This is a genomic window from Cupriavidus sp. F041, from assembly GCF_057814235.1.
On record NZ_JBVASY010000003.1, the window covers coordinates 16,724 to 29,380 of the forward strand.

General features: G+C 62.3%; 11 protein-coding genes. 8 read left to right on the top strand and 3 right to left on the bottom strand.

Features of this window, described 5'->3' with window-relative positions:
- Positions 1-330: 330 nt before the first annotated feature.
- From ACZY0R_RS38675 to ACZY0R_RS38690, 4 genes are all read left to right on the top strand, one after another.
- On the top strand, positions 331-1,272 hold the full coding sequence (locus ACZY0R_RS38675) for a LysR family transcriptional regulator (RefSeq protein WP_488866504.1): 942 nt from the start codon (positions 331-333) through the stop codon (positions 1,270-1,272).
- Between the two features lie 122 nt (positions 1,273-1,394).
- Entirely contained in the window at positions 1,395-1,985 is a 591-nt protein-coding gene (locus ACZY0R_RS38680; protein ID WP_488866506.1) for a LysR family transcriptional regulator, read from the top strand.
- A complete protein-coding gene (locus ACZY0R_RS38685; RefSeq protein ID WP_488856757.1) occupies positions 1,954-2,988 on the top strand; it encodes an IS630 family transposase in 1,035 nt (344 codons plus the stop codon). Before ACZY0R_RS38680 ends, ACZY0R_RS38685 begins: the two co-directional genes overlap by 32 nt.
- Before the next feature lie 9 nt (positions 2,989-2,997).
- Positions 2,998-3,405, top strand: a complete 408-nt coding sequence (locus ACZY0R_RS38690) for a LysR substrate-binding domain-containing protein (RefSeq protein WP_488866508.1) — start codon at positions 2,998-3,000, stop codon at positions 3,403-3,405.
- Here ACZY0R_RS38690 and ACZY0R_RS38695 read toward each other — a convergent pair.
- Genes ACZY0R_RS38695 through ACZY0R_RS38705 form a run of 3 tightly spaced genes read right to left on the bottom strand, consistent with a single transcriptional unit; the run spans position 3,389 to position 6,765 of the window.
- The gene (locus ACZY0R_RS38695; RefSeq protein ID WP_488866510.1) at positions 3,389-4,366 is read right to left on the bottom strand and encodes a Bug family tripartite tricarboxylate transporter substrate binding protein; all 978 of its coding nucleotides are present in this window, start codon (positions 4,364-4,366) and stop codon (positions 3,389-3,391) included. The two genes, ACZY0R_RS38690 and ACZY0R_RS38695, sit on opposite strands and share 17 nt — an antisense overlap.
- Positions 4,367-4,402: 36 nt before the next feature.
- On the bottom strand, positions 4,403-5,317 hold the full coding sequence (locus tag ACZY0R_RS38700; RefSeq protein ID WP_488866512.1) for an NAD(P)-dependent oxidoreductase: 915 nt from the start codon (positions 5,315-5,317) through the stop codon (positions 4,403-4,405).
- Positions 5,314-6,765 (bottom strand): aldehyde dehydrogenase, encoded by a 1,452-nt coding sequence (locus ACZY0R_RS38705; RefSeq protein WP_488866514.1) that lies wholly within the window; start codon positions 6,763-6,765, stop codon positions 5,314-5,316. The genes ACZY0R_RS38700 and ACZY0R_RS38705 overlap by 4 nt, the downstream gene beginning before the upstream one ends.
- Positions 6,766-7,511: 746 nt before the next feature.
- Here ACZY0R_RS38705 and ACZY0R_RS38710 point away from each other — a divergent pair.
- The 4 genes from ACZY0R_RS38710 to ACZY0R_RS38725 are packed head-to-tail and all read left to right on the top strand — an operon-like array spanning position 7,512 to position 12,652.
- A complete protein-coding gene (locus ACZY0R_RS38710) occupies positions 7,512-8,846 on the top strand; it encodes an MFS transporter (protein WP_488866516.1) in 1,335 nt (444 codons plus the stop codon).
- A gap of 26 nt (positions 8,847-8,872) precedes the next feature.
- A complete protein-coding gene (locus ACZY0R_RS38715) occupies positions 8,873-10,324 on the top strand; it encodes an NAD-dependent succinate-semialdehyde dehydrogenase (protein WP_488866518.1) in 1,452 nt (483 codons plus the stop codon).
- 40 nt (positions 10,325-10,364) lie between these two features.
- Positions 10,365-11,123, top strand: coding sequence for an SDR family NAD(P)-dependent oxidoreductase (locus tag ACZY0R_RS38720; protein ID WP_488866520.1), 759 nt, complete (start codon positions 10,365-10,367; stop codon positions 11,121-11,123).
- A gap of 50 nt (positions 11,124-11,173) precedes the next feature.
- Positions 11,174-12,652, top strand: coding sequence for an aldehyde dehydrogenase (locus tag ACZY0R_RS38725; protein ID WP_488866522.1), 1,479 nt, complete (start codon positions 11,174-11,176; stop codon positions 12,650-12,652).
- The last annotated feature ends 5 nt before the right edge of the window (positions 12,653-12,657 follow it).

Genomic DNA, 12,657 nt, shown 5'->3' on the forward strand with positions numbered 1-12,657 from the left:
GACGTCGCCTGCAACGCAGTTAGCTCGGCGCGTGAGAAGTGATAGCGGTTGCCCTCCTGCAGTCGCGCAACCAGGAAACCCACCATCGGTACCCGCGGTGGCAACGCAGTGCGGTGGCCGTAACAGATAAAAAAGTCCATGCTGCGTGTGATGTGGCGAGTCAGCAGCGGCACAGGCCTGCCCGCGCGAATTGGGGGCACTGCCGTGGAGCTTAAAGGTTTCGCAACTGCATGTTGATAATCGATGCAGCAACTCGTGACGGTAGAATCTAGAGTGCTCCGAAAAGACGCGGCGCTGCGAAGTGCCATCACATGAAAGGAAGAGCCCTGGATGCCCCAAGACCAACTGGACGGCCTCGCCACGTTTGTTTGCGTTGCCGAGTTCAATAGTTTCTCCTCCGCGGCAGTACGGCTCGGGGTCACGCCATCCGCCATCAGCCAGTCGGTGAGGATGCTGGAGAGGCGGGTCGGCATCACGCTGTTTAACCGGACCACGCGCAGCGTCAGCCTCACCGAAGCCGGCGCCCAGTACCTAGCACGCATCGCGCCGGCTGTACGAGAGCTGATAAACGCCACTGAGGCGCTCGGCGACCAAGGCCGCGAGCCAAGTGGCCTGCTGCGGCTCAACGTACCAAGGGCCGCCTATATGATCGTGCTCCAGCCGATGCTTGCGCGCTTTCTTGAGGCCCATTCGAAGATTGACGTGGAAATCTCCGTCGACAACACGCTGGTCGACATCGTTAGTCGCGGCTTTGATGCCGGCATCCGCTTCGGCAACCTCGTCGAGCGCGACATGGTGGCGGTACCCGTGGGGCCGCGCATCACCGCGCATGTGGTGGCCTCGCCCGACTATCTGCTCCACCGCGGCACGCCGTTCGAGCCGGACGATTTGACCGCCCACAGTTGCATCGGCTTTCGCCACGTCACCAGCGGGCAGGTGGAACGCTGGGATTTCCATAAGGATGACAGGTCGGTACAACTGGTGGTCAAGGGCCGCCTGATCCTCAACGACTCCGCCGCGCTGGTGCAGGCAGCGCTAGACGGACTGGGCGTCGCCTACATGATCAATGGGTACCTGGAGCGCTTCCTCGCGGACGGACGGCTGGTGCGCGTGTTAGCCGACTGGAGCCCGACGCTCCCGGGCCTAACGCTCTACTATCCTGACCGTCGTCGAGTGCCGAATAAGTTGCGTGCGTTCATCGACTTTCTGACGCAAGAGAGCGGCGAAGGCAGCCCGGGAGTCGACGGCAGTCTCGTTCTGCCTGCGCCGTAACGAGTTTGTCTGCGCGATATTTCAGTTTTGCTTACAACCAAGGGAAGACAGGCTTAATAGAAAGTCATTGCCGTGGCTCGATGCTGCGCACACCATGTCGGTGCACGTTTATTCAGCCTATCATGCGCACTAGCCTCCCCCCCCTAAATCCCCTTCGCGCCTTCGAGGCCGCAGCCCGCTTGCTCAGCTTCACGCTTGCGGCTGAAGAGATGCGCGTCAGCCAGGTTGCGGTCAGCAAACAGGTGCGGGCGTTGGAAGAGTACTTCGGCGTCACGCTGTTCGAACGGAACCACCGCAGCATCCAGCTGACGCAGGACGGCGCCAGGCTATTGCCGCCGCTCACGCGCGCTCTTGACGAGATCGCTGCCGCCACCAGCGGGCTCAAGCATCGGGGGCGGCGGGACATGTTATCGATTCAAGCTTATACGACCTTCGCGCAACGCTGGCTGATTCCGCGCTTGGCGTCATTTTCCAAGGCACATCCCGAGCTTGAGGTACGCCTGTCCGCATCTCTGCGTCCGGCGAATTTCGAGCACAGCGGACTGGATACGGCCATCCGCTCTGGTACCGGCGTATGGCCGGGGCTGACCGCGGATTTTCTTACACCACTGGAACTACTCAGCAGTCAGAAATATATGCGACAAAAATTGAACTTCCATGATCTGTTGAAATCCGACGTTAATGAAACGAGATGGACGAACCTTGGCGCATAACACCCTTGAGGAAATGCGCGTACTGGCGGTGCAGCGGATGAGGGAGGGTGAGCATCCCGAGGACGTGGCCAAGTCCTTTGGCATGCATCGTTCCTGGGCCTTCCGATGTCGCGCTATGACCATGGGCCGCGGCAAGGGCTTGCAGGCTTTGCGCTCAACCAAAGGTAGTGGCAGGCCACGCAAACTCACGAACAGCCAAGAAGCCCAGGTGTTTCGCTGGATCAATGGCAAGAATCCGACGCAATACGGTTTTGACTTTGGTTTGTGGACGCGCCAGATTGTTCAGTTGTTGGTGGAAGAAAAATTCGGAGTGGATCTGTCCTTGGCTAGCATCGGTGCGCTTCTGGCGCGCAGGGGACTGACGCCGCAAAAGCCACTGCAACGCGCCTATCAACGCGATCCAATGGCCGTTGAGACATGGCGCAAGGAGACCTTTCCTGCCATCGCGAAGGCGGCAAAGGCACAGAAGGCTGACATTTTCTTCTGGGACGAGTCTGGCTTTCGTGCCGACACCGTGCATGGCAAGACATGGGGTGCGCGTGGCAAGACCCCGGTGATCGATCGGCCGGGGCAGCGCCAGAGCATCAGTGCCGCGTCGGCGGTCAACTCCAAGGGGGCCTTCTGGTTCGCCACCTACAAAGGCGGTCTGACGGGAGAGCTGTTCGTCGAACTCCTCAAAAAGTTGATGCGCGGGCGAAAAAACAGCGTGCACATGGTGGTCGATGGACTGCCCGCGCACAAGAAGGCATGCGTGAAGCGCTACGTTCAATCGACAAAGGGCAAGCTCGCATTGCACTTCTTGCCTGGCTACTCGCCCGACCTTAATCCAGACGAGTTGGTGTGGAGTCATACCAAGCGCACAGGTGTGGCACGCAGGCCTCTTCGTAAAGGTGAGGACCTGCAACAAAAGGTTAACGAACAGCTTCAAACCGTGGCGGAAAACCCGACGCTTGTACGCTCATTCTTCCGCCATCCTTCTGTCGCATATATTTCTGACTGCTGAGTAATACCTGTGTGCCGGCCGGGACTGTTGGAAGGCAACGCATCCGCGCCCGTGGACGCCTTGCGACACATCACGCTCCTCCATTCGATGTCGCGCCCTGACGACTGGTCTGCATGGCTCAGCGGCAGCGGGGTGGCAGGCATCGGTGCACATGACGGGATGAAGTTCGAGAACTCAGCAATGGCCTACGAGGCCGCTTTACAGGGTGCAGGCATCGCCATTGGGATTCGCGTGTTGGTTGAGGGCTATCTGGCGGCTGGAGAACTTGTCTCGCCATTCGATCACGTCCATCGGCTTGACGGCGGCTACTACCTGGTGTATCCGACCGGCGCGTCGCTATCATGCGCCTTTCGGATCTTCCGCGAGTGGTTGCTGAGTGCGACCGGCACCGCCAGCCCGTTCAATCCAGATCAGTAGCGCCCGCAATCTTGGCCATCTTGTCCCAACGCTCGTTCTCCTGCCGGATAAACATAGCGAACTCGGTTGGTGACTTCGACAGCGGCTCGGTGCCCAGGGCGGCCAGCGCCCCCCTAAGGTCAGGTGTCTGCAGCACGCCGCGCATGGCCGCCACGAGCCGGTCAGTTGCCGGCTTTGCGATACCGGTGGGCGCCACGAGCCCAAACCAGATTGTCACATCATACTTCGGCACGCCGGCTGCCGCGATCGAAGTCACGCCGGGGAATGCTGACGACCCGTTGATGCTAGTCACCGCAAGTGCCTTCACCTTGCCTGCGCGTACATTTGGTGCGTGCGTGGAGGCCGTATCAAACATCATATCGACCCGACCGGCCAGGAAATCGACCAACGCCGGCGCGGAACCGCGATATGGCACATGCAACAGCTCGGTGCCGGTCATCGAAGCGAACAGTGCGCCAGACAGGTGGCTGGAGCTACCTATGCCAGCGGAACCGTAGGTCAGTTTGCCCGGATTGGCTTTAGCCAATGTGATCAGTTCAGCTACAGTACGTGCCTTGACCTGCGCGCCGACAACGAGCACATTTGAAGCGCTCGCCAAGGTTCCGATCGGCGTGAAATCCTTCTGTGGGTCGTATTTCAGCTTCCGATAGATATGCGGATTGATGGCCATCGTGCCAGTGGTGGCGAAGAACAACGTGTAGCCGTCCCGGGGCGCTGCCAGCGTGTATTCTGCCGCTACAGATCCGCCAGCGCCCCCTCGATTGTCCACGATTACCAATTGGCCGAGTTGTTTGCTCAGCCGTTCGGCTAGAAGCCGTGCCATAGCATCGGTTGCTCCGCCGGCGGGGAAAGGCACCACCAGACTGACGGGCCTATCCGGATAGGCTGCAATCGCCAAGGGCGAGGTAGCAACGCCCGCAAAGCCAAAGGCGAGTATCGTCGCAAGCAAAGTCTTTTGCATCTATTGTCTCCAGTTCTTTGAACTCGCTCACCGTGTTCAGATCGCCCCACTGGGGTCGGCACCATCGCCGATCAGCGTGTAAAGCACGGGGTAATAACGGTCTGCGCCGCCCTCTTGGCAGGTCCGTCTCAGCATGTCGGCAGTGTGCCGACCCAGTGCGGCGTTAACCTGCACCGCCTCGGCCAACTCCAACGCCAGTGAGACGTCCTTCAGCGCGTAGCGCGTCGGAAACTTGCCGGCCGGATATGCGCCTGGAAGCAGGGCCTGCCGACCCTGCACGCGGACGGCGCGGCAGTCGGCCGAACCCAGCTCCATAGCCCGAAACAGTACCTCGCCCTCCACCCCGTTACGACGCGCAATCGCCAGCGCCTCCGATAATGCGTGGACTGTCTCAAACAGAAAAGTGTTGTGAAGTATCTTCACCACCTGCCCGGTGCCGACTGGCCCGCAATGCGTGACGTCCGTTCCCATACAGCGCAACCAAGGCATCACGGCCTCGACGGTTTCTAACGTGCCGCCGACCATAATGCTAAGAGTGCCGTGGATCGCAGCCTCCGGCATTCTTGCCACCGGCGCGTCGGCGAACACTTGACCGGTCGCGAGCGCATACGCATTCAGGTGGCGTGTGATATGGATCGATGTGGTGCCAGTATCGACCAAGATCCCGCACCTTCCTGCGGAATGCCAGGCCGAAAAAATCTCGCTGCCCACGGCTTTGCTAACATCGCCGTCAGCCAAGCAGAGAAATACGATATCGGCTGACTGCGCCACCTCGGCCACCGAGCGTGCAACCTTCGCTCCTGCTTCGCGCGGAGCAGTCGTCCTGGACGTATTTACGTCGAAACAGATAGTGGACGTGCCGGCCTTGCGGGCAAGATTGGCGCACATTGGCGCGCCCATCACGCCCAGCCCAATAAAGCCGAGACGCGGCGCGGGAGTTGCCTCGGTCATTCCAAGCCCCACATCACAGTCTTCGGTTCCTGGTAGGTCCGAATTCCCCAAAAGCCCTTCTCACGCCCGCTACCACTCTCCTTGACACCGCCGAACGGCACGGAGACGGAGAGCTGCTTGTATGTGTTAATCCAGACCGTGCCGGCCTCCAACGCGCGCGAAATACGCCAGGCCTTGGCCATATTATTGGTCCACACGCCTGCCGCAAGCCCGAACGCGGTGCCATTGGCTTGGCGCACCAAGTCAGTCTCGTCGTCGAACGGCAGCACACACAGCACCGGGCCAAACACTTCCTGCTGGCAAATTTTGGCGTCATTGCTCACGTCGCCGATAATCGTGGGCAGAAAGTAAGCGCCGTTCGCCAGCGCGGAATCGACCGGCCGAGTTCCACCCGCCAGGATTGTTCCACCTTCCTCGCGGGCCATCGTAACCATGGCCTCGACCTTGTCGCGATGGATAAAGGACGAAAGCGGTGCAATGTCGGTATCGGCCGCATCCGGCGGCCCGATCTTTAGGTCCCCCGTTATCTCGACGAGTCGCTTTACAAAGGTATCGTGAATGCCTCGCTCCACGAACAGGCGCGAGCCCGCGATACACGACTGGCCCGTCGACGAGAAGATGCCGTACAGCACGCCCTCCAGCGCCTTCCCGAGGTCCGCATCCGCGAATACGATGTGGGGTGACTTGCCACCAAGCTCCAGCGCGACCGCGGCCATGCGGCTGGCGGCCTCACGGGCGATCGCCTTACCTGTGGCTGTGCCTCCGGTAAAGGAGATCAGACGCACATCGGGATGGCTCACCAAGGCAGCTCCGGTTTCGCCACCGAGTCCCGTGACGACGTTGAGGATGCCACTGGGCAGACCCGCTTCCAGGGCCAGTTCTGCCACGCGCAAAGCGATGGTCGGTGTGAACTCGGAGGGCTTCAGAACCACGGCGTTGCCCGCGGCAATAGCCGCTGCAACCTTTTGCGATTCCAACGTCAGAGGCGAATTCCATGGCGTAATCGCCGCGACTACCCCAAACGGCTCATACACCACCATCGAGAGGTGATTGCCACGCGCCGGCGCCACCTCAGACGGGATCGTCTCGCATATCCCGGCAAAGTATCGATACGCAGCCGCGCCAGCCAGAGCCTGATCGCGGCATTCCTTCAGTCGCTTTCCGTTCTCGCGCATTTGCCGAAGGGCAAGCGACTCAGCATCGGCTTCGATCAGATCCGCTAGTCGGCGCAGGATAGCAGCCCGCTTATGCGGTTGCATGCTGCGCCAAGCCGGATCCGCCTGCGCCTCTTTCGCGGCTTGGACGGCACGATTGACATCCGCTGCACTTGCAGCGCCAATCAACCCGTTGCATTCTCCGGTCGCAGGATTGATTGATTTGAATGGCGTGCCTTGGCCAGTTGTCCACTCGGCACCAATAAGGAATGGCTTAACGTCTTGGGATGGCATGGTGTCTCCTTTTGGGCTACGCTAAACCGCGCTGCCTTGGGTGTGAAACTGTCCCACATCGCTACCAGGGGCTCAATAGAGGAAATTTATGTCGATGCCAAACAAAAAGTTATGCGTATCCGCCAGGGTCTTGCAGGATCAGTAGACGAAATTTCTTCATCGGGATTGCTGTCTCCATTCTTCAGGCGCGGAATACGCAGCCATAGAATGCCCTCAAATCCAAACGCTGAGATACCGGAACGTGAATTGTCCGCATGAAGGTCAGGCATCGATTTTGCAAGCAAGCATTTGAGATGGGCTAGGAGGGCGAACGCCGCAGAGCGCAGATCCGCGACACTTGCCGCAAATGACAGTCGGCGCCATGTAGCCCAAGCCTTTGGTGCAGGCCAGCGTCACGGTCTTGCCACAGATCTGCGGCGATGAAAGTGCAATAGTTCAGCGGGACGTTTGCCGACAGCTGCCAAAGCGTTAATTATGCGCAGCGCGCGCCAGCCGCTAGCGTGCGTGGACTACAGACGCTGCCGCGTCACCTTCGGCCTACTGCGTGGCGTCGCTACGCCAAACCGCAGCCTGCGTACTAGCATTCCGCGAACATCTTCCCCGCGGCGTAATCCGCCGCACACCTCCCTCGCATCCTGTCTTAATTCCATCAATTGGAACGCTATCATTGCCAGCCCTCACGGCACGACGCACCATTCCCTGACATAAAAGCAGGCCCGCAATGGCCCAACGAACCAGGAGACAGCATGACTTCCCCTCCACCTCTCGCAACTGGCCACTACGGAGCCACCTCCACCGCCGCCGATCCTGCGGCCGAGCACCGCATCCGCCGGGTCGTACGCGCCGCCGCCTTCGGCACCGTCATCGAGTACTTCGACTACACGGCCTATGCCTTCCTCGCAACCACGCTCGCACAGGTGTTCTTTCCCTCGGCCAACCCGGCGGCCGCCCTGCTCTACACGCTGGGCGTGTTCGGCGTCGCCTTCGTGGTACGACCCATCGGCGGCATCCTGTTGGGGCATCTCGGCGACCGATACGGCCGGCGGCCTGCGCTCACGGTGTCCGTGCTCGGCATGGCCTTCGCAACTGCGGCCATCGGCTTCCTGCCGACGTACGGACACATCGGCATCGCCGCACCGTTGCTGTTGCTCGCGTTGCGCTGCATCCAAGGCTTTTCGGCCGGCGGAGAGCTCGGCGGCGCGGCGGCCTACGTGGCCGAGGCCGCACCAGATAGCCGTCGCGGCTATTTCACGAGCACAACGCAGGTGGGCACGCTGGTCGGCACGATGCTCGGCTCCCTGAGCATCGCACTGCTGCGCGGCTGGCTCACTCCCGAGCAGTTGCTCGCTTGGGGTTGGCGCATTCCGTTCCTGGTCTCACTGCCGCTGGGCCTCATCGGTCTCGCTGTGCGCCGGCAGATGGAGGAGTCGCACCAATTCGAGCAGATGGAGAGCCGTGGCGGCGCCGCGAAGATCCCGGCGCTCGCGGTGCTGCGCGCGCATTCAAGTGGCGTGTTCAGCGTATTCGGGCTCTCGCTGGTGTCCTTTACGGCCTATTACCTCGTCTTCACCTACTTCGCGACATACTTCGAGCGTCAGTCGATCATGTCGGCAAGCCAGGCCGCTTGGTCGACCACGGCCACTCTGCTGTTCGCGGCTATGGCGATCCCCTTCTGGGGTCGGATCACCGATCGCATCGGTCGTAAGCCGCTGCTCGTGGGTGTGTGCATCGCCAACCTGCTGCTGGCCTACCCGATGTTCGTGCTGATGAAACAGTCGGCACTCGCGGCTTTCGCGGCCCAGTTTGTGCTCGGGCAAATCGAGGCCGTCTACCTTGGCGTGATTCTGGCGGCCTACTGCGAGATGTTTCCGGCGCGTGTGCGCCTAAGCGGTTTCAGCCTCGGCTACAACTTTGCCGCCATCCTCGCGGGTGGCTCGGCACCCTACCTCGCGACCTGGCTCATCGCCGTCACTGGCCAGTCGCATGCGCCCGCCTGGATGTTGATGGGGACCGCAACGTTCTCGCTGGTCACGGCGATCTCGATCCAGGAATCCGCCGGCCGGCCGATGCCGGTGGTCTGAGAAGCCCCTATCCGAGGACCTCGACGATGACCTTCTACCCTTTTTCGCGTATCCGCCAGTTCATCGGCGGCGAATGGACCGACGGTTCCGGTGCCGCCACTGAGACCGTGCTCGACCCTGCGACCGGCGAGATGCTCGCAAACTTCGCCCATGCGAGCGAGGCCGACGTGGCCGGCGCACTCGACATGGCGCAGCGCATGGGCCCGGTGTGGCGCGCGACAGCGCCCGACGCGCGCTACCGCATCTTGCGGGAGGCCGCTCGCCTGCTGCGCGAACGCGCAGAACCTGCTGCGATACATCTGTGCCTCGAGCAAGGCAAGCCATTGGCTGAAGCCGCCGCCGAGATTCAGACTTCAGCAGACGTAATCGATTGGTACGCGGAGGAAGGCCGCCGCGCCTACGGTCGCATCGTGCCTGGCCCCGCAGGCACGCGTCTTATGGTGTTGTCCGAGCCAGTCGGCCCCGTGGCGGCCTTCACGCCGTGGAACTTCCCGGGCACCACCGTCGCGCGCAAGCTCGGCGGCGCGCTTGCGGCGGGATGTTCCATCGTGCTCAAGGCTTCCGAGGAAACGCCCGCAACCGCGGTGGCCGTGCTTGAATGCCTGTCGCAAGCCGGATTGCCGCCGGGCGTAGCGAACCTCGTACTCGGCGACCCCGCGCGCATTTCCGCCCAGCTCCTGCGCAGCCCGGTGATACGCAAAGTCTCTCTCACAGGCTCGATCGCGGTTGGCAGGACGTTGGGCCATCTCGCGGTGGACCACGACCTCGTCACGACAATGGAACTCGGCGGCAACGCGCCCGTGCTCGTGTTCGACGACGTCGACGTGGAAGCGGTAGCCGATCTTTGCGCCATCGCCAAGTTCCGCAACGCGGGCCAGGTATGCAACGTGCCGAGCCGCTTCTATGTCCACGAGCGCATCGCTGAACGCTTCGCGGCCCGTATCAAAGCTCGCGCAAGCGCGCTGCGGGTGGGTGCGGGGATTGAACCAGGCGTCGCAATGGGACCGCTGTGCAACGCGCGCCGGCTCGAGGCGATGGAGCGGTTCATGGACGACGCCCGCCGCCGCGGTGTGCGCGTACGCACCGGCGGCGGGCGGCTCGACCGACACGGGTTCTTCTTCGCGCCAACCGTGCTTGACGATGTGCCCGACGACGCGTTGGTAATGCGCGAGGAAGCCTTCGGCCCGATCGTACCGATCGCCACCTTCAGCGACGCGGATGATGCAATCCGCCGCGCCAACGACACTTCCTACGGCCTCGGCGCCTTCGTGTTCACCGAATCGCTCGCGCGCGCCACCGAGGCCAGCGACGCACTCGATGCTGGCATGGTGGGCATCAATACCGTCGTACTCTCGCGCGCCGAGACACCGCTCGGCGGCATCAAAGCCTCCGGTCACGGGCACGAGTCGGGCATCGAAGGCCTCGATGCCTATTTGCGCAAGAAGACCGTTCTCCAGCACCCGCCGGTTTGCGCCTAAGCGCAGCCGTCCACCGCATTTCTCAATCGGAAGCCGATTCATGAACGAACAGAAAGTCGCTCTCGGCACGGGCGCGGGGAGCGGCGTGGGCCAGGAGACTGCCACGCTGCTTCATGCAGGCGGCTACGCCACCGTGGTGCTCGACATCGACGCGCAAGCCGCGCAGGCCCAGGCGCACCATCTTGATCCCGAGGGCCGAAGCGCGCTGGCGGTGGCTTGTGACGTCTGCAACGCCGCCCAGGTGCGCGAGGTCGTCGCGGCGGTCGAGTTTCGCTGGGGCCGCATCGACGTGCTAGTCAACAACGCTGGCTTGCCACACGCAAACCTGCCATTCGACGACTTGGACGATGCGCAATGGCAGCGTAGCTGGGGGGTCAATGTGATGGGCATCGTGAACTTGGCACGCGCCGTCGTGCCCTCGATGCGAGCGCGCAAGTCGGGCGCGATCGTCAATGTCACCTCTGTGGCCGGCGTGCGCGCCCGTAGCGGCCTCAGCGCCTATTGCGCCACAAAAGCCGCCGCGATTTCACTCACACAATCGCTCGCGCTAGAACTCGCGCCGGATGCGATACGCGTCAATTCGGTGGCGCCGGGCTCGCTCGCAACGCCGATGTTCGGCAAATTCCTGCAGCCTGGCGAAAGTTGGGACGCCGCAATGCGGCGCTACCTGCCGCATATCCCCGTGGGGCGGCTCGGCACGCCAGCCGAGGTCGCCCAGGCCGTGGTCTGGGCCGCGACGCATGCGCCAGACTTCATGACCGGACAGACACTCATCGTCGACGGCGGCCGCTCGCTGTAGCTTGCTGTCGCACCTACAAAGGGGCAACAAATGCATCAAAGGAGAAAAAAATGAACCATGACAGAGGCCTGTGGATCGGGCACGAGGAAGTCCTCTCCGAAAGCACGCAGCGCCTGCCGGTGATGAACCCGTACACGCAGGAACAATGGGGCACCGTCGCGCTGGCAACGGCCGCCGACGTGGACCGCGCCGTGATGTCCGCGCAGCGCTGCTTCGAGACTGCCTGGTCGGCCACCAATGGCTATCAGCGCGGCCGGCTCATGAACCGGCTGGCCGATCTGCTCGACGCGCAGGCCGAGCGCTTCGCCGAACTCGAGACCCGCAATAACGGCAAACTCTACAAGGAAACGCTCACGCAGGTGCGCTTCGCCGCGCGCAGCTACCGCTATTACGCCGGCTATGCCGACAAGATCCACGGCGAATACCTCCCGCTAGACGACGCCCATATGGTCGACTTTACTGTCTACCGGCCCTTTGGCGTGGTGGCACTGATCACGCCGTGGAACAGCCCAATGGCGATCCTCTCGAACAAGCTAGCGCCCGCTCTCGCGGCCGGCAACTGTGCGGTGGTCAAGCCCTCGGAATTCGCGCCGATCACCACTCTCGAGTTCGCCAAGCTCTTCAAGGAGGCTGGCTTCCCAGCCGGCGCAGTCAACGTGGTCACGGGAGCGGGCGAAACTGGCGCTGAACTCGTCAACCATCCGAAGGTGCGGAAAATCAGCTTCACCGGCGGCAACGCTGGAGGATGCAAGGTCATGGAACAGGCCGCGGCACGACAGGTGCCAGTGACGCTGGAACTCGGAGGCAAGTCGCCCAACATCGTGTTCGCCGATGCGGACATTCCCCGTGCGATCAACGGTGCGATTGCAGGCATCTTCGCCGCGGGCGGCCAGACCTGCATCGCTGGCTCACGGCTCCTGGTCCAACGGCCGATTTATGCGCAGATGATCGAGGAACTGGGCCGGCGTGCGCGCCTGATTCGCCTGGGTGATCCCATGCAGCCCGACACCCAGATGGGCCCGGTGGCCAACGGACCGCAGCACACTCGCCTGCTCGGCGTAATCGAACAGACCCAAAACGGCGGAGCGCGCATGGTCGCTGGCCCGGGCGCCACAGGCCAACAGGTACCCGAACGCGGCCTGTTTGTACCAGCCACGGTGTTCGCCGACGTGCGCAATGACATGGACATCGCGCGCCACGAGGTCTTCGGCCCCGTGCTCGCCGTGCTGCCCTTCGAAGACGAGGACGAGGCAGTGCGCATCGCCAACGACTCCGAGTTCGGTCTGGCCGGCGGCATCTGGACCCGCGACGTCGCGCGCGCCCACCGTGTGGCGGGACGGCTCGAATGTGGCAACGTCTGGATCAATGCCTACCGCGTGGGCGCAGTGCAGGCGCCTTTCGGCGGCCGCAAGGGCAGCGGCTTCGGCCGCGAGCGCGGCTCCGAGGGCCTGCACGCTTATCTCACTGTACAGAATGTGATGATCAACACGACCGAGACCGACGACGACCCGTTCTCGATTCGCACCTAATTCTT